The following is an 18687-nucleotide window of genomic DNA, read 5'->3' as shown; positions in this document are numbered from 1 at the left end:
CAGCTATGCGTCTTTTTTCTTACTTCTCTGCAACTTGAACTTCTTTTACGTAAGCTGCTTCGAATTTTTGGATGTCGCCTGCGCCCATGAAAATTAGAACGCCGTTTTTATGTTTCTTTAATACATCCGTTGTTGTATCTGTAATTAGTTCTGCACCGTCAATACGCTTTTGCAGATCTTCAATTGTTAATTCACCTTTGTTTTCGCGTGCTGATCCGAAAATATCACATAAGTATACTTGGTCAGCTTTGCTTAGACTTTCAGCGAACTCATCTAAGAATTTTTCTGTACGTGAGAATGTATGTGGCTGGAATACAGCGACAACTTCACGCTCTGGGTGTTTTTGACGAGCTGCTTCAATCGTTGCATTAATTTCTGTCGGATGGTGTGCGTAGTCATCGATAATAACTTGCTCTCCCATTGGCTTTTCATTAAAGCGACGTTTTACGCCTTCAAAAGTTGTTAGCTGATGCTTAACTGCTTCTACATCAACGTTTTCATAATGGCAAAGCGCGATTACTGCTAATGCATTTAATACGCTGTGATTGCCGTATCCTGTAATTTTGAACGTGTCATAGTACGTATTACGAACGAATACATCGAAAATAGTACCATCTGTTCTCTTTTGAATGTTACGTGCTTGGAAATCATTATCTTCTCCAAATCCATAGAAAATAACAGGTACTTTCGCTTGAATTTTTTGAAGTTCTTCATCATCTCCACATGCAATAATGCCTTTTTTCACTTGCAATGCCATCTCTTGGAATGCATTGAATACATCATTGATATCTGAGAAATAATCTGGATGATCAAAATCAATGTTTGTCATAATTGCATAGTCTGGATTGTAAGACAAGAAATGACGACGATACTCACAAGCTTCAAATACAAAATACTTACTATTTTCTACCCCATGCCCTGTTCCATCTCCAATAAGGTAAGATGTTGGGTGTGCACCTTGCATTACATGGGCTAACAAACCAGTTGTTGATGTTTTTCCATGTGCACCAGTTACAGCAACACTTGTGTATTGGTTCATAAGATCACCTAAGAAGTGATGGTAACGATGTACTGGGATGTTTAATTCTTTTGCTGCTACGATTTCTTCATGCGTATCAGGAAATGCATTTCCTGCAATAATCACTTGTCCTTCTTTTACATTATTTTTATCAAAAGGAAGGATCGAGATATTACGCTTTTCCAACGCTGTTTGTGTAAAGAAACGCTTTTCATAATCAGACCCTTGAACAGTATGCTTCATGTCATGAAGAATTTGAGCTAATGAACTCATTCCTGTTCCTTTAATTCCTACAAAATGGTAAACTGTCATCTTAAAGAACCTCCAACATTTCGAACTAATACAACGGCCTATCTATAAGACAGTATATGAATCTTTTCTTATTTTGGTAATCATCATACATTTTTGATGTAGTGAAGTTATTCTTCCCTTCACCTATCAGGATAAACTCGTACGTACTTCTTTTTTATGTCCATAACAAATCCATTATAGCAAAAAAGAAGCCGCTATACTATGATAACAGAAAAACTGATAGGGTCAATCACCTATCAGTTTTTCTCTCTTTTACATATCTTCTCTTTTTTCTAATTGAACACTCTCTAAACGTGGGTTTGGACGATATTTACGACCAGCTTTCGCTTCTGGTTTTCCATTTAATTCTACGTTATCACCAGTAAAGCCAATATTCATTTTTAATAAGCTACTTCCTACTCCGTATATATCAACAGGTACGTTTTGGGCTTCAAATTCACGAATACGCTTCTCATCAAATCCACCAGTTACAACGATGTCTACATGCTGGAATCCTTCTTCATCAAGTGCTTTACGAAGTGCGAATACAAGCGATGGGTTTACACCACGTGGATCGAATGTTCCAAGTACTTCTGGGTGGCGAATGAAGTATTGATCAATCATCGTGCGCGACGTATCTACACGTACACCTTTTAATGTTGATCCAAATTCACGCGCTACGCGAAGTGCATCTGTAATGACATCATTGTTGTAATCAATTAATACAACTAATTCATCTTCTGGGAATTTCTTATGATATGCTTTTGCCGCTTCCACAACATCACCATTAAACATTTGAATTAATGCGTGAGGCATTGTCCCCATACCACTTCTGCCCCACCATTCATTCATCGCATGCGTCGCTTGTGCGCTCATACCTCCGATGTATGCTGCATAACCGTCACCAGCTTGTTGCGTATAATGATCGTCACGATCTCCCATGAAAATAACTGGTTTTTCTTTATCTACACTACGTGCAGCTTGGACAACGTTATATACGTTTGTCGCAACTGATGTACGACGGGCTAAAATCCCATCAATGACACCTTCTAAAAATCCGAAATTTTCATAAGGACCATGAATTGTTAACACTGTTTCAAACGGACTAATATTATCGCCATCTTTTAAAGAGTTAATTTCAAGTTCCTCAGGATTTTTTGCGAATGTTTGTAGCAATGCAATCACTTCATCTGTTCCGCAAAGAACTGCATTTTCCTTTTGGAAAAATTGCATCGTCACAACACTTTTCGGGCGAAATTCTTCAATGATTTCTCTAGTCTTTAAAAAGTAAACGGCAGAGAACCAACCTTCTCCAACACGTTCGTCAAATTTAAATGTTCTATTTGTTAGTCTATTTATTTCACCTTTTAATTTTAATTCAATTTCTTTCATGTCGCTTTACTCCCTACTTTACTATCCAACATTTTCTATTAGTATACAGCAAAACCGTTGCCTATACATTTGTTTCCTGCATAGCAGCGAATTCATCCTCAGAAATAAGGACATCTCTCGGTTTCGTTCCTCTTCCTTCAGAAATAATCCCTTGCGATTCCATCTCTTCAATGAGACGTGCCGCGCGATTATAACCGATGCGGAATTTTCGCTGTACAGAAGATGTGGACGCTCCCCCTTGTTCTACAACAAATTGACATGCATCAAAGAACAATTCGTCTTCCGACTCAGCTTGTTCTGTTTTCGCTAATAAATCCTCTTGCTTAAATAAGTAGTTCGGCTTCATTTGCTTTCTCACATGATCAACTGTTTTCTCAATCTCATCATCCGATACATATACACCTTGTACACGAACCGGTTTAGACGTACCGTTTCCTAAGAATAACATATCACCACGACCAAGTAATTTCTCCGCGCCCCCAATATCGATAATCGTACGCGAATCAACTTGGGATGATACTGTAAACGCAATACGCGTTGGAATGTTTGATTTAATTAAACCTGTAATAACGTCTACAGATGGTCTCTGCGTCGCAACTAATAAGTGAATACCACAAGCACGAGCTTTTTGTGCAATACGACAAATCGCTTCCTCAACATCACCAGGAGCAACCATCATTAAGTCGGCTAACTCGTCAATGACAATAACGATATAAGGTAATGTCTCTCCTGGAATTTCTCGCCCACTTACAATCGTATTATAACGAGTTAAATCACGAGCACCCGCGTGCGCAAACAATTCATAACGACGCTCCATTTCTTCAACCGCCCACTTTAATGCAGCTGTCGCTGCTTTTACATCCGTAATAACAGGTGCTACAAGATGTGGAACAGAATTGTATGGTGCAAGCTCAACCATCTTCGGATCGATTAACATTAACTTCACTTCATGCGGTTTCGCTTTATATAAAATACTCGTTAAAATTGCGTTAATGCACACACTTTTACCAGAACCCGTTGCACCCGCAATAAGTCCATGTGGCATTTTTCGAATATCCGTTACAATTGGATCGCCTGAAATATCAAGTCCTAGCGCAACTGTAAGCGGTGATTCACTCTTTGTAAACACAGGACTTCGTAAAATTTCACGAAGGAATACTGGCTTACTTTCTTTATTTGGAACTTCGATTCCAATCGCACTCTTCCCTGGAATCGGTGCTTCAATACGAATATCTTTCGCTGCTAAACTCAGTTTAATATCATCACTTAAATTTGTAATTTTATTTACTTTCACACCTGGGTCTGGCTGCACTTCAAAACGAGTTACCGCTGGACCTTGCGATACGTTAATAACATGTGCACCAACGTGGAAATTATTAAATGTTGTATCTAATAATTCTTTCTGTTCATCCAACCATTCCGTATTATCTAACGCTGCCTGCTGCGGAATTGACAACAATGTTAATGGCGGAATTGCATATGTCGGTGGTGTTTGCAATACATTTCGCATATCGTTCTCTCTTTGATTTACAACATATGCTTTCTCTTGTACTTCCGTACTCGAAGTTGGCTTTTGTACTTGCTCTGCCACTACTTGCTGCATTGGTTTCTCTTCCACTTGTGGGTCCACTGCCACTTGTTGCATTGGTGTTTCTTCCACTTGTGATTCTACCACTACTTGTTGCACTGGTGTTTCTTCTACTTGTGGTTCTACTGCCACTTGTTGCATTGGTATTTCTTCCATTTGCGGTTCCACCACTACTTGCTGCATTGGTTTCTCTTCCACTTGTGGTTCCACTGCTACTTGCTGCATTGGTTTCTCTTCCACTTGTGGTTCCACTGCTACTTGTTGCACTGGTGTTTCTTCTACTTGTTGTACAGGCTTATTCTCTACTCGTTCGCTCATAGAAGATTGCATTGCATTCGCTCTAGCCGCATGTCTTTCCATTAATCGCGTTCTGTCTTGTTTCAACATAACAACATTAAATGGTACATGACGCTTTTTCTCACGTTTTGGTTCTTCTTTTTGTACAATTGGTTGTTCTTCCGCAATCGGTGCTTCTTCTACAACTGACTGCTCTTCCGCAATCGATGCTTCTTCTACAACTGGCTGCTCTTCCGCAATCGGTGCTTCTTCTACAACTCGTTGTTCTTCTGCAATCGGTGCTTCTTCTACAACTCGTTGTTCTTCTGCAATCGGTGCTTCTTCTACAACTCGTTGTTCTTCTGCAATCGGTGCTTCTTCTACAACTTGTTGTTCTTCTGCAATCTGTGCTTCTTCTACAACTCGTTGTTCTTCTGTAATCGGTGCTTCTTCTACAACTCGTTGTTCTTCTGCAATCGGTGCTTCTTCTACAACTCGTTGTTCTTCTGCAATTAAAACATTTGCAAAGCTTTGAACATCTTTTTTCGTTTGTTCATCAGCCTCAGCAACATGTATGAATTCATTCGTTTGTTCAATCGCTTCATTTAAAACCATTTCTTGCTGTGTTTCCTCAAGCACTACAGGTTCTGCTTCTTCTGGCGCTTCTGCAATTACTTCCACTTCTTCTAGCTCTTCCGTTTCCGTAATTACTTCTACTTCTTCTAGCTCTTCTGCTTCTACAATTACTTCCACTTCTTCTGGCTCTTCCGTTTCCGTAATTACTTCTACTTCTTCTAGCTCTTCTGCTTCTGCAATTACTTCCACTTCTTCTAGCTCTTCTGCTTCCGCAATTACTTCCACTTCTTCTAGCTCTTCTGCTTCCGCAATTACTTCCACTTCTTCTGATTCTTCTGTTTCCGCAATTACTTCCACTTCTTCTAGCTCTTCTGCTTCCGCAATTACTTCCACTTCTTCTAGCTCTTCTGCTTCCGCAATTACTTCCACTTCTTCTGATTCTTCTGTTTCCGCAATTACTTCCACTTCTTCTAGCTCTTCTGCTTCCGCAATTACTTCCACTTCTTCTAGCTCTTCTGCTTCCGCAATTACTTCCACTTCTTCTGGTATTTCCACGATGATTGTTTCTTCAAGTTTTTCTTCTGCTTTGACAATCACTGATTCTTCTGGAGCTTGCTTTTCTACTTCAATAGTAGGTTGTTCTATTTCTGTATTACGTTTAGTTTCTTCTGATAATATTGTATCCTCGTGCTCTACTTTAGAATCTACTAATTCCGTTTGTAGAATGTTTTGGGCCACTACATCACTTTCTTGCTTAGCATCTTCCATACGCTCAGCAATTGTTTGATGAGGTACTTCACCCGCTGGAACTGCCTGCTGTGCACTAATTTCTTGAACCACTTCTTTTTCTTCTACTATAGGCTCTTGGCTTTCAATTTCATAACCGTTTTTCTCTAGCCATCGATCGACAACTGACTTTTCTTCCTTTTTATTTTGTTGATCTCGCTGATCAATGCCTTCATGACTGGAAGAATTCGTTGCTTGTCCTTCTGAGAAATCAGATAATGTATATCCTTTTTTCTCTAACCATGCATCAACGACTGATTTGCCCTCTACAGATATTTCAAGATCTTCTCTTTCCTTTTTTTCCTCCTGCTTTTCTACCTTTTTCTCTACAGAAGGACGATTATATCCGTAAATTGGCGAGATCATTTCTGTTGGACGAAATGGTCTACGGTTACTTTCTTGCGAAGGTGCAGATGCTTTCTTTACGACAGGCTCTCTCTCCGGTTCATATTGTACTTCCGGCTCTTCATATGTAGAAACTACCTTTTCCACATACTGTCGTCTACTTCTTTCCACTTTGACCCCTCTTTGAGTAGGCTGATTTTCATATGTTACAACTTGAACAGGTTGTTCTTCAAAATGCCCTGTTGCTATAACATCCTCTTCATCGAACCCATTATCCGGTACTAATGGAAAACGGCATTTACCTGCATTCCGACTTGCCATTTGTGCTTCTCTTGCTTCAGTGTAGTGGTTTACACGAGGGATCTTCGGCTGACTTTCGATTTGCTTTGGTACTTCTTTATTTATCGCTGTTTGTTCTTCCTCTTTGTTAAACAGCTTTTTCATCCAATCTAACATGCTTACCACTCTTTCTACTAAATAGTAACATCCTTTATTGTATCAGCATTCGGCAAAAAGTGCAGGTAAAATTAAGCATGTCATATTTATCCATAATATTCTAATTTACGAGTGTTTTCATATAGAAAAACGCAGCCTTACATGTAAGACTGCGTTTAAGCTTTGCTCTTCCGATATTCCTCTACACTATCCGTTACACTTTGCAATAAAGAATTTACATACTGTGGGTCAGATAATTTTTTATCTTCTTCAGGGTTTGACATAAACCCAAGTTCTAACAATACGCCAGGAACTTTTGCCCAATTAAATCCAGAAAGATCCTCCCTGAATTTAATTCCATTTACTTTCACCTGCTGATTCTCTCTTATTTTATTTACAATCGTTTGAGAGATTTGAAGACTTTCAGCATAAATCTCTTTCGTGTACGGACTTCCTTCTGCCGGCGTTAATACAGCAAATCCACTTTGATTCGGATTTTCAGAACCATCTGCATGAAGACGCAAAAACAAATTCGCCTTATGGTCATTCGCAAATGTCGCGCGTTCTTTATTACTTATATCCACATCTTGTGACGTTCTCGTCATTAATACTTGGATTCCCTTTGCTTCTAACTGTTCTTTTAATACGAAAGCCATTTCTAATACGAGAACAGCCTCTCTTTTTTTCGTCACAACACCAGTTGTACCATCTGTCACTTTATATTTTTGCGTCGTTGCTCCTGGCCCAATCGGCTCCAAATTTAAATTTGCTTTTTGTTGATGCCCTGGATCAATAACAACAAGAAACTTTCCTTGTTTTTCATTACTCTCTACTTTTTGTTCATTATTTTGCCGCGGTTGCTCAGTTGGCTGCACTGGCGTAGCTTCCTCTTTCTTTTCCTCGGCCGGCACTTCCTCCTGTTTATGCTCCACTTGCTCATTTGTTTGAACTGCTTGCGGTTCTTTTTTCTTTTCTTGTTCTTCTTGCTGCTTTTCTACCGGTGCGTCTTCCTTGTTATCTTTATTTGTTTCCTTCATAGAAGATGTTACTTCTTTTTTCGGCTCTTCTTGCGAACAGCCGCCCATATACATTCCAATGAATGCAATCATGCTCATTATTTTTATATACTTCATGTTTTTCTCCCGTCACTTTGCACCGGTCTCAAAGTTTTTCTTATAATTGTTTTATAATCTCATCCATATTTCCAATATGAACGGGTTGCCACGTTTCTGTACCACGCTCTGCAGTATAAACTAGATAAGCATCATCAGCTACATTTACGAAAACTGGATCCCCCATATCTGTTTCATATCCGATAACAATCCATTCCTCTTTCCATTTTCCACTTTCTTCACTTATTAATGAATTTTTATGTTTATCATATCGGTAACCGATTTGTCCTTTTTCTAATTCATTTTCGCTAAACACATATATTTCATAGGAACCTAACTCGATATCTTGTTGTTTTGAAGTTTCAATTCGTTTCAGAAGTTCTGCAATTTTTAGTTGTTGTTTCATACGTCTATCCCCTTCTATTTTTCTAAATTTTAACTAGTTTGTCTATAAAATACAATATAGTTTTTGAGAAAAAAGGTGACATCCTTATAATATGAACGATTTTTTGAATATATCCACGATTCAACAGAAAAGAGAGGCTGTCTAAAAGGACAACCTCTCTTTTCTTACATCAATTAAAATTTGAACTCTTGTCCAACTTCAAAGCTATCTTCTAATACTAGAATACCTTTTTCTTGTGGAGCATCTGGAAGCTCTAATTCACGTGCTGAGCAAATCATTCCAGAAGAAGGAACACCGCGAAGTTCAGCTGGTTTAATTAGCATACCACTTGGCATTACAGCGCCAATTTTTGCAACGACAACTTTTTGTCCTGCATCAACGTTCGGTGCGCCACATACGATTTGTAATGTTTCTGTACCGATTTCTACTTTACAAATGTTTAACTTATCAGCATTTGGATGCTTCTCTTTTTCAGCTACATAGCCTACAACAAATTTTGGAGAAAGATCTGCTTCTACTGTTTCTTCAAAGCCGTTCTTCGCTAAAATTCCATTGATTTTTTCTACAAATTCTTTCGTTAATGTTAGGTTACCTGTTTCTTTTACTTCTAAGTAAGAAGACGCATTAAAGATGTTGAACCCTGCTGTTACATTGCTTTCACGATCGTATACGCGTGCAACATCTCCTTTGCGATCAAAAGTACGGTTCTCTAAAGTAATATCTTGTAAGGCAACAATTAGAGTGTCACCAATTCCTTCAAGGTTGTAAAAAACGTTCACTTCGTTCATCCTTTCTCTTTTCCATCTGTCTTCTTCCGATTTTTCGCTAAAATAAAGATTGGTTCAAAGTCCCCATCTTCATATACGAATGAAAGTGATGTAATCGGAACATGCCCTTCGGCAAAAAATTTCATTGTCATTTGTGCAATAATATCATAACCGATTTCGTTGACGATATCAGCAATAATTAATACATCTTGGTGAGGAACAGCAACAACCATGTCACCAGAAATCTTTTCACGCATCGATTGTAGTAACGATTCGTTTAAAATACGCGTCGCATCATACCCATCATTTGTGTTTAAAAAGTAGAATGTATTCCCTGCTACTGTTTCTTGTTTAAATTCATAACCTAATGAGCGAGCGTTGAATAATGCCATTTCACGCACTTGTTGCTCTGTAAGTTCTAATTTTTGTAATAGACGCTCATCAATGAGTCGATACGTTTTATTCGAATCTAATGCGTAGTAAATACGTGTTTCCGCCGTATGATCCGTCATAATAAACGGATTTCCTTCTTCTGCTTGTTTCGGGAAAGAAGTAGAGCGAATAACAGGTAAAATTTTCGCTGCGCTATTTTCTTCTTTATGCATCGCAATTAACGCTTCTTGTACGTAATAGGCAACCTCTTCAATTGCTTTTTCTTTATTCACTTCCCATTTTGCCACAACTCCTGGAAGCGATACGTTAATACCCTTTTTCGAGTCTTTCTGTTCTATACGTAGAACTTCTTTCTCGCTATCATACTGAAAGTCCCATTCTGGGCGAGATAATTTCTTCATTAACTCATCTTTCATCTTTTTACTTGTCATCTTCATCTCTTTTTCCTCCCTTCCAAAAAAATAACCTCCCCCGCGAAGGTAGAGGTTGTTTTACAATTCAATTGGCAAATTGCCTTATTTTAAACCTTCAATAAACTCTTCGATTTGTTCTTGTGTTTTACGATCTTTGTTTACATAGCGACCTGTTTCTTCACCCTTATTGTACGCTACAAAGCTCGGAATGCCAAATACGTCTAATTTTACACATAGATCAATAAACTCATCACGATCTACATAGTAAAATGAGAAATCACTATATTTTTCTTCTACTTCTGGCATAAATGGATCTACAAAACGGCAGTCTGGGCACCATTCTGCTGAGAACATAAAGACTACATTCTCTTCATTTTTCAATTGTTGGAATTGCTCCATGCTTTCTAATGATTTCATCTATATTTCCTCCTCTAACGAGTGCTTTTTTTCATGTTATAATCTTTCTTTTATACTACCATACATCGCGTATGGTGCAAGGTTTATGCTTGCTTTTCATCATACTTATATTGCCCAACAAGTAACTTAACAACGTGTACAAATAATTCCGTGCGGTCGACATAATCATCTGTAAAAATACCGATCGCACCTTCGTGACTACGAATATCTTTTCTCTGTACAAACTCTTCCATCACTTCACTTAACTCCTTGCCCTCTTCAAGAGGTGCTAAAAAATCATCTGGTAACGTAATACGTGCACCGCCTGCAACGAATATTTTACCGGCACTTGTTGCTAGCGCGCCCCAGTTACACATAAATAAACCATGCTCCGTTTTCATTACGCCGCCTTCTAATCCAATACCAATTTGAGCTTCTCCTTCTTGTAGCGCTCGCTTCGCTCTATTAACCGCTCCTTGCATCGTCTCTTCATCTGTAAACGGCTGGTTTGCTACCCCTGAAGGAACAGAAAGAGATGTAATTGTAGCATCTTTCCAAACCTTCTCCACAGCACCAACTTTCGTTTTATTCTTCGATCCAACTACTACTTTCATTTCGTTCACCTCTATATACATTCATCATCTTACCTTAATCAAATTACTCTTTATACATGGGAGCACGGCCACCACTCATCGATAAAAAAAAGAAAGGCTCTTCAGCCCTTCTTCTCTACGCGTTATTCTTAATTGTCTCTAACGTCGTTTTATCCGTTGCTCTTACAAGCTTCGTAATAAGTTCTTTTGCTGCCGCATAATCATCAACATGTAAAATAGAAGCATGTGTATGAATGTAACGTGCGCAAACACCAATTACTGCTGATGGGATACCTGAGTTACTTGTATGTACACGGCCCGCATCTGTACCACCTTGTGAAATAAAGTATTGGTACGGAATGTTGTGTGTTTCTGCTGTATCTAAAATGAATTCGCGCATTCCTCTATGCGTTACCATCGTACGATCATAAATACGAAGAAGAGCACCTTTTCCTAATTGACCGAACTGTGTTTTATCACCAGATGCATCGTTTGCTGGACTTGCATCAAGCGCATAGAAAATGTCTGGTTGAATCATATTTGCAGCAGTTTGTGCACCGCGAAGACCAACTTCTTCTTGTACAGTCGCACCAGAGTATAATGTGTTTGGTAATGTTTCGTCTTTTAATTCTTTTAATAATTCGATTGCAAGGCCACATCCGTAACGGTTGTCCCAAGCTTTCGCCATAATTTTCTTTTCATTTGCCATCGGCGTAAACGGACAGATTGGCACGATTTGTTGTCCTGGTTTTACACCAATCTCAATCGCATCTTCGTAGCTATCTGCACCTATATCAATTAACATATTTTTTATATCCATCGGTTTTGCACGTTGCGCGTCACTTAATAAATGAGGAGGAATAGAACCAACAACCCCAATAACAGGACCATTCTTCGTCATAACTTGTACACGTTGCGCTAATAACACTTGACTCCACCAGCCGCCTAACGTTTGAAAACGAAGCATCCCGTTTTTCGTAATTTGCGTAACCATGAAACCTACTTCATCCATATGACCAGCTACAAGAACACGTGGGCCAGTTTCGTCCCCTTTTTTCAGACCAAATACGCTACCTAAACCGTCTTGCACAATTTCATCCGCATATTTGCTTAATTCTTGCTTCATAAAACGGCGTACATCATGTTCGAATCCTGATGCACCTTGTAATTCTGTTAACGTACGAAATAAATGTAATGTCTCTTTATTCACGAAGTCCCCTTCTTTCAAACCTTAGTAGAATACCTCTTTTATTGTAACGAAATTTTCGAAATGTTTCTAGTTTCTTCTTTTTTAGCTGTATTTGATTTATAATTATTATTGGTACACTATTTTTATTTTATAGAATTGAGGTGAATATATGAGCTGGAAAGGTTTAGTTGCAGGTCTTGGCGTTGGTTTCGCAGCTGGTTATCTTGTTGCAAACAAAGTACAAGAACAATCCCATATTTCTTCAGAAAAAGCATTGAAAATGGTGAAACAAGCATTAAGTCATAAAGGTGAAATTACTGGCTCTTGGGTACATATGGTTCCAGAGACATTTGAAAAATATGATGTCGCATACGAAGTTTATCGTGGCGGTCTTACAACGATGTTAGATGATATACAAGAACGATTTGAATTTTTAGTTGATGCTAAAACAGGTACTGTTTTAGAGGTTATAGCAGCATAAAAAGGAGGGTTCCCATTAGGTGAACCTCTTATTTTTTAATTGTGGATAGTAATTGAAATTATATCGGCGATTTTCCGAATATATCGACTTACCGACAAAAAACGAAAAGGAGACTGCTCCAACAGACTGCTGGAACAACCTCCCCTTTTTTATGCTTCTACACTCGTTTTCCGCTCTATTTTTCCTACAATATGCCCTTCCTCATTCCATTTTACTGCACGGTAATATGCGTCATGATAAAACGTAAACCAAGCATCGTTTTCAGCGCCGTACTTCATCCACTTTTGCTTATTTTCAATCGATGTCATCGGATAATCGTCGTAGGCCATCACCCATAGTACATTTTGATGTGCGTGCGTCGGCAATAGGTCTGCTAAATGAAGCATCGTTTCACCTTTGCTTTCTAAAGCAATAACTGCATGTCCATCACTATGACCACCTGTATGCGCCATTTTTATTTCATCCGTAATTTCTATTTCTTGCTGGAATGTAACAACTTGATCTACAATCGGCTCCCAATTTTCCTTCCAATATGTATTGCGCGACCTGATATTTGGGTTCCTCATTTCATTCCATTCTGTTTCGCTTACATACACTTTTGCATTCGGAAACGATGGTACAAGGTGATCACCTTCCCATTTCGTTAAACCAGATGCATGATCAAAATGCAGGTGTGTCATTAAGACGTACTGAATATCTTCAGGTTTTAAATCTAGTTTTTCTAATGATTTATAAACCGATGACTCTTCTGTTACACCTTGATTTCGCTTCATCTTCTCATTCAATTTACCATTCCCTATTCCGGAATCAATGAGCATATTACCGTCTTTCGTTTGCAAAAGTAACGGATCTGTTCGTAAATAAATATGATTTGTATCATTATGTTTATATTTACGTGACCAAAGTACTTTCGGTACAACACCAAACATTGCTCCTCCATCTAAATGTGTGTTCCCGCCTTTTAACCACGTCACTTTTATATCTCCAATTTGTAACTGTTCCATTTTTCATCCCCCTTTCCTTTCAATATTAACATAAAATTCCGATTATTTTAGTTACAAAAAACCTATGCATTACTGCATAGGCTCTGTGCGATATTTTGCTTCAACTCGGTAAATACGATGACCTTTACTTGAGAATTTCTCTTCGTATTCTGTCATAATGTTTCCTTCATAATCACTATTATGAAGATCTAGGCTCAGGTAAGTTAATAACATACCATACTCAGCCATACTCATTAGAGAGTATTCAAATAAACCTTGATTATCTGTTTTGAAATGAATTTCTCCGCCTTCTACTAACACTTCTTCATAATTGCGTAAAAACGTTTTATACGTTAAACGACGCTTCGTATGGCGTTTCTTTGGCCATGGATCTGAGAAGTTTAAATAAACGCGATCAATCTCACCTTTTGCAAAGAAAACTGTTAAATCTTCAGCATCTTTATTAATTAACTTTAAGTTCGGTACTTCTTCTTCAATTAATTTATCAAGTGCATCTACAACAACACTTGTGAATTTTTCAATTCCAATATAATTAATATGTGGGTTTGCTTTTGCCATATCATACATAAAGCGGCCACGACCTGTACCTACTTCAATATGAATTGGTTGTTCATTTCCAAATACTTCTTTCCAGTTACCAGCGCGCTCCTCTGGGTTTCCGATTACGATATGTGAATACTCATTAATTCGATCCATTGCATATGGTTTATGTCTTAAACGCATAGATGTCTCCCTCTCTTTACATAGCTATTTTAAAGGAATAATTCCTTCTCTCTGTTTTAATCAATCTCCCAAACAAAAAACCAAGTACGTACGAGCACTCGGTCCGTTTCTTTCAAGTATAAGATGTACCATTTTGATAAAAACTACATACAGCATTAAACATTCCATGACGAAACAGCTTTTTCTCGTACATTTGAAGAGAAAAACAATCGAAAGGATGATCCGTTCATGCCAATTAATCAACAACATCAATTAGAAGTGCTGAAAGATATTTTAGTCAATCACCAAAGTGATTGTTGCGGGACAGTTTCTGAATGCGAGCAATTAGAGCGTCTCATTCAATCGTTACTCGCAAACGATAGTATAAGTAGTGACGCTAAAGCAATGCTAAACGATGTATATTCTTATAGTCAATCGGGTAAATCTTCCTCTAATTTGGACAACCACATTTCCAATAATCAAGAACAACTTACTCAGTGGATTGCTGGAATGGACAATTTTTCTTAAGTATTACTCTGAAGCAAGTAGTTGCTGTAAATATTGATGCCAATATTCAGCTTCTGCTTGCTGTTTTTTTGTTGTGTGCCATTGCATAGACAAAATCGTTTGTGCTATTACGTACCATCTCATACGCCTAAGCAGCGATTCATCCATTTCAATATCATAATATTCGAGCCACTCGCTCCATTCATGGCGCGGAATGTACCAATATAATAACATACCGAGGTCTAGAGCTGGGTCAGCAATTACGGCTCCATCCCAATCAATTAAAAACAACTCATCTTCATCCGACAATATCCAGTTGTTATGGTTCACATCACAATGGCATACAACGAATTCATTGTATTCAATATCTTTTAATGAATCCATTAAATATTGAAGGCCTTGCTGAATTGTTTCATCATCCCTTATATCTCCTCTTAAAACAAGTTGCAGTTGTTGTAATAACTCTTGTGCGTGAAGCGGCTGCTTCCCAAGTCTTTGAATCATCTGTACAAGTGCTTTAGAGGAGTGTATTTTCTTCAAAAGTTTCGCAACACGTTCTAGTTTCATATCCTCTGGCTCTAGCTTCTGTCCCGGAAGCCATTTTTGAGCAGAAATTACATCACCGTTCGTTACCCTTCTTGTCCAAAGTAATTTTGGAACAATTCCTTCTGCTGACAATACCGCTAAAAAGGGCGATGTATTCCGCTTTAAAAATAACTTCTGTTGTCCGTTTTGCGCAATATACGCATCGCCCGTTACTCCACCAGCCGGTACAAGACTCCACTCTTTTCCTAATAATTGTTCCAACCATTCCATATTCATTACCCGTTAACAAATCCTTATCTTTTATAGTTATGAAAAGAAAAACCGCAACATTTCTACACATGTTGTGGATTCATATATTTTACTGTAAATGAAAAGAAAACTTGGCATAAGCCAAAAATTCTCTATTTTATTTTACAAAACCAGTCATAGAATGACAACTTATCAAAATCGTCACCTTTGTCAATTCTACATTTATTACATTCTCATCGTCAAGTAGCGATTTGTCACATTATCGTCAATATATACGTGCTAATCGGAGCGAGCCTAAGTTCCTTTCCTCTAAATGAAGAAATTGGCTCTATTTTCGCTTGCTTTTCGTTTACTAACACATGCCACGTTTCTTCTTTCGGAAGTTGCACCGTTTTAGCTTCTAAACCGCTATTAAATAAAACTATAATCTCTTTCCACGGTCCAAATGATTCTGCATGCTCTAGGTGATATGCAAGTACTTCTGGAGATGTTTGCAAAAAAGTCATGTGTTTTTTTATAAGGTCTGCGTTTTGTAATCGGAATGCTCTGTGCTCTTTGCGAATCGCAATTAAACCTTTTATATAGTTAACGGTCTCTATCTCTTCCTCTTTTTGATCCCAATCTAATTGATTAATTTCATCATTTGCATTATAACTATTTTCATTTCCTTGCTTCGTACGATAAAACTCTTGCCCAGCATGTAAAAAAGGAATGCCTTGCGAAAGAATCACCATTGCGCTCGCTAGAAGGTGACGTTTTTTCAAAATCTCTTCTGGCTCTTCATTACTCCGCATTAGTTTATCCCACATCGTCATATTGTCATGACATTCTACATAGTTAATGCTTTGCACAGGCTCTAGAAACAGACCTGTTTCTTTCATACTCAAAAGACTTCCCGATGCTATATACTGCAAATGATTACAGTCTACATGCCCACCAAATGCAAAACCACGCTTATTTATATGAAAGGTACTCCCTTTTATCCCATCACGAAATTGATCATTAAATTGCGCAATATGCGGCATTTTCTTTGCATTATTTAACGTTGCTTTTTCTTCAGCAGGAAGTGGTGTTTGTAGCTCCCACCCTTCTCCTAATAACAATGCATCTCGCTTTATGTTTCGCACTTCTTTTTCTATTATATTCATTGTATCAACATCTAAAATTCCCATTAAGTCAAATCGGAATCCATCAACATTGTATTCAGTAAGCCAATATAAAATAGACTCTACAATAAATTTCCTCATCATTTTCCGTTCAGATGCTATATCATTTCCGACTCCAGTCCCATTAGAAGGCATACCATCTTCACCATGACGAAAATAATATCCTGGGACAAGCTTTTCAAATGATGATAGCTCTCTTTCATACACATGATTATATACAACATCTATAATTACCCTAATGCCGTGCTCATGAAATGTTTCAATCAACTCTTTACACTCTACTATCCTGTTATACGGATCAGAGAGGTCTGTAGCATAATATCCCGTTGGCGCATTGTAATATAACGGATTGTAACCCCAATTATATGCAGAGGAAGGATTCGCCTCATCTACACCACCGAAACAATATAAAGGCAATAATTCAACATGTGTAACACCCAAATCTTTTATATAGGACAAGCCTGTTAACGTCCCATTTCGCCCTGTTGTTCCTTCTTCCATTAGCCCCTTATACGTTCCTTTTTTACTCACTCCACTGCCCTGATGAATCGTAGCATCACGAATATGCAGTTCATACAGTATGGCATCTGTCATTGCCTGTAATGGTGGTAATTGCTCTCGTTTTGTTACATTTATCTTTTCCAAATCAATAATAACGCCGTACTTCCCATTTACAGTCACTGACTTTGCGTAAGGATCCACCGCTTCATTCCATATTAAATTAATACAAACAAGAAATGTATACTTTGCTCCGGCTAAATCGCCTTGTAATGTATGAGTCCAAACCCCATTTTCTCCTCTATGCATTTCATGATCGGTATATTCTTTATCACTTTTATAAATCCTTACTTTCGCAAGCCTCGCAGTTGGAGCCCATACTTTAAATGTCGTTGCTTCTTTTTGATACACGGCTCCTAAATCTGTACCTTCGTAATAATACTTTTCATCGAAAATCACTGTTCTTATGACAGCACCTATTTGTAAATCTGTTTCTTCATTCCGTTCATCTCGTACTGTATAATACTTCCCCACATCTAGCGGCTCTTCTATAAAGCACTCATACTTCGTTGCATCCGGAAGCGCAATTGTATGAGAAATCGGTAAATCTTTCACGTTACTTCCTTCTTGCAAACGAAATGTCCGGCTTGTTCCATACGCATGTGGGAGCAAAATTGTAATTTTATTCATTTCATCTAAATAGGCATCAAATGGACGTTTTACTTTCAACATAAAAAAATCACCATCATTCTTAAAGTTAAATGAAACGAGCTGCAAATGATAAGGCTTTTCTTATCAGTAAGGCTCTATACAGTAACACATTATTCTCTATAGTATATTCACCTGTATAAAAAACGTTTTCATACATTCTATTTTTGTAATTTTATTTCAGCAATCGCTTTATACTTCGGTGTCTCCTTTACGTGAGATTCGTATAAAGTAATCGTATCCGCTTGAAATGATATTTCAGGCACTTCCTTTATATGTTCTAAATCAAACTTCTCTTCTCCTACCCATTTGCGAGCAACAGTAATATGTGGATGATACGGGCGCGTTTCTAAAGAAAATCCATTCTCTTCACAAATAGCATGTACTTGTTTTTGTAACTGGAACAAATCGGGATTCTCGCTTACCTTCGACCAAAAAATACGTGGCCTATCTTCCATACCGAACGTTGAAAATCCTTGTAATGTGAACGATAGTTCTTTCGTTTCTGTAAGTGTTTGTAATCCATTCTTTATTCCTTCTAATTGTTCCTCTGTCGCACTACCTAAAAATGAAAGGGTAATATGATAGTCTTCTTTATGTACCCATGAACGAAATGGTAATTCCTCCTGCATTTCTTCTTTATAGTTAGACAGCACTTCTTTTATATGATTTGGTAACTTAATCGCGACAAAATAATGCAGCTCCATGTACATCTTCTCCTTCTTTCTATTGTTGCTTTTCTTTCTTATCTCATTCAATTAAAAAGAATCAAACTTCTCTAAAAGTCTAACCAAGTTAAGGTCGCGTTAATAAATGAAATTATATCGACATTTCGACAAGGAATATCGAC

The 18687-nt window shown here is 37.9% G+C and carries 17 protein-coding genes; 2 read left to right on the top strand and 15 right to left on the bottom strand.

The annotated features are described in order from the left end of the window. Nucleotides 1-19 precede the first annotated feature (19 nt). The 10 genes from murC to ILT06_RS01015 form a co-directional block, all read right to left on the bottom strand. Nucleotides 20-1330, bottom strand: coding sequence for a UDP-N-acetylmuramate--L-alanine ligase (murC, locus tag ILT06_RS01060; RefSeq protein WP_000219461.1), 1311 nt, complete (start codon nt 1328-1330; stop codon nt 20-22). A 252-nt stretch (nt 1331-1582) separates the two neighbouring features. Then, complete coding sequence (locus ILT06_RS01055; RefSeq protein ID WP_000658382.1) at nt 1583-2701, bottom strand: nicotinate phosphoribosyltransferase; 1119 nt, start codon at nt 2699-2701, stop codon at nt 1583-1585. 61 nt (nt 2702-2762) lie between these two features. Then, nucleotides 2763-6728, bottom strand: coding sequence for a DNA translocase FtsK (locus ILT06_RS01050; protein WP_222654769.1), 3966 nt, complete (start codon nt 6726-6728; stop codon nt 2763-2765). Between the two features lie 155 nt (nt 6729-6883). Continuing rightward, nucleotides 6884-7840: an N-acetylmuramoyl-L-alanine amidase gene (locus tag ILT06_RS01045; RefSeq protein WP_222654768.1), complete on the bottom strand. Its 957-nt coding sequence runs from the start codon at nt 7838-7840 to the stop codon at nt 6884-6886. Between the two features lie 40 nt (nt 7841-7880). After that, nucleotides 7881-8225: a thiamine transporter gene (locus ILT06_RS01040; protein ID WP_088047655.1), complete on the bottom strand. Its 345-nt coding sequence runs from the start codon at nt 8223-8225 to the stop codon at nt 7881-7883. Between the two features lie 173 nt (nt 8226-8398). Next, nucleotides 8399-9013, bottom strand: coding sequence for a YtpR family tRNA-binding protein (gene ytpR / locus ILT06_RS01035; RefSeq protein ID WP_001006767.1), 615 nt, complete (start codon nt 9011-9013; stop codon nt 8399-8401). Then, a complete protein-coding gene (locus ILT06_RS01030) occupies nt 9010-9822 on the bottom strand; it encodes a DUF1444 domain-containing protein (RefSeq protein ID WP_000784602.1) in 813 nt (270 codons plus the stop codon). The genes ytpR and ILT06_RS01030 overlap by 4 nt, the downstream gene beginning before the upstream one ends. A gap of 78 nt (nt 9823-9900) precedes the next feature. Continuing rightward, nucleotides 9901-10215, bottom strand: coding sequence for a thioredoxin family protein (locus ILT06_RS01025; RefSeq protein WP_000838193.1), 315 nt, complete (start codon nt 10213-10215; stop codon nt 9901-9903). Nucleotides 10216-10298: 83 nt separating this feature from the next. After that, entirely contained in the window at nt 10299-10808 is a 510-nt protein-coding gene (locus ILT06_RS01020; RefSeq protein ID WP_088047656.1) for a DUF84 family protein, read from the bottom strand. A 115-nt stretch (nt 10809-10923) separates the two neighbouring features. Beyond that, nucleotides 10924-11997: a M42 family metallopeptidase gene (locus ILT06_RS01015; RefSeq protein WP_064475080.1), complete on the bottom strand. Its 1074-nt coding sequence runs from the start codon at nt 11995-11997 to the stop codon at nt 10924-10926. Between the two features lie 148 nt (nt 11998-12145). Between ILT06_RS01015 and ILT06_RS01010 the strand changes: the two genes are divergently transcribed. Then, nucleotides 12146-12457, top strand: a complete 312-nt coding sequence (locus ILT06_RS01010; protein ID WP_000118541.1) for a PepSY domain-containing protein — start codon at nt 12146-12148, stop codon at nt 12455-12457. 149 nt (nt 12458-12606) lie between these two features. Here the strand turns inward: ILT06_RS01010 and ILT06_RS01005 are convergent, their stop codons facing one another. Beyond that, a complete protein-coding gene (locus ILT06_RS01005) occupies nt 12607-13461 on the bottom strand; it encodes a YtnP family quorum-quenching lactonase (RefSeq protein WP_088047657.1) in 855 nt (284 codons plus the stop codon). Between the two features lie 69 nt (nt 13462-13530). Continuing rightward, on the bottom strand, nt 13531-14184 hold the full coding sequence (trmB, locus tag ILT06_RS01000; protein WP_063262108.1) for a tRNA (guanosine(46)-N7)-methyltransferase TrmB: 654 nt from the start codon (nt 14182-14184) through the stop codon (nt 13531-13533). A 228-nt stretch (nt 14185-14412) separates the two neighbouring features. On the opposite strand from trmB, the gene ILT06_RS00995 reads away from it, so the two are divergent. Next, on the top strand, nt 14413-14691 hold the full coding sequence (locus ILT06_RS00995) for a YtzH-like family protein (protein ID WP_001122236.1): 279 nt from the start codon (nt 14413-14415) through the stop codon (nt 14689-14691). 3 nt (nt 14692-14694) lie between these two features. Here ILT06_RS00995 and ILT06_RS00990 read toward each other — a convergent pair whose 3' ends face one another. From ILT06_RS00990 to thpR, 3 genes are all read right to left on the bottom strand, one after another. Continuing rightward, nucleotides 14695-15492 (bottom strand): phosphotransferase family protein, encoded by a 798-nt coding sequence (locus ILT06_RS00990; RefSeq protein WP_002008769.1) that lies wholly within the window; start codon nt 15490-15492, stop codon nt 14695-14697. A gap of 227 nt (nt 15493-15719) precedes the next feature. Continuing rightward, nucleotides 15720-17861 carry a type I pullulanase gene (gene pulA / locus ILT06_RS00985; RefSeq protein ID WP_064474541.1) on the bottom strand — a complete coding sequence of 714 codons (2142 nt, stop codon included), beginning with the start codon at nt 17859-17861 and terminating at the stop codon, nt 15720-15722. Between the two features lie 137 nt (nt 17862-17998). Beyond that, nucleotides 17999-18544, bottom strand: a complete 546-nt coding sequence (thpR, locus tag ILT06_RS00980; protein WP_064474540.1) for an RNA 2',3'-cyclic phosphodiesterase — start codon at nt 18542-18544, stop codon at nt 17999-18001. Nucleotides 18545-18687 lie beyond the last annotated feature (143 nt).

Source organism: Bacillus sp. 17RED48 (assembly GCF_019837545.1).
Lineage (GTDB): Bacteria > Bacillota > Bacilli > Bacillales > Bacillaceae_G > Bacillus_A > Bacillus_A wiedmannii.
The sequence above is the reverse complement of the archived record's forward strand: the minus strand, read 5'-3'. Positions and strand labels throughout refer to the sequence as shown.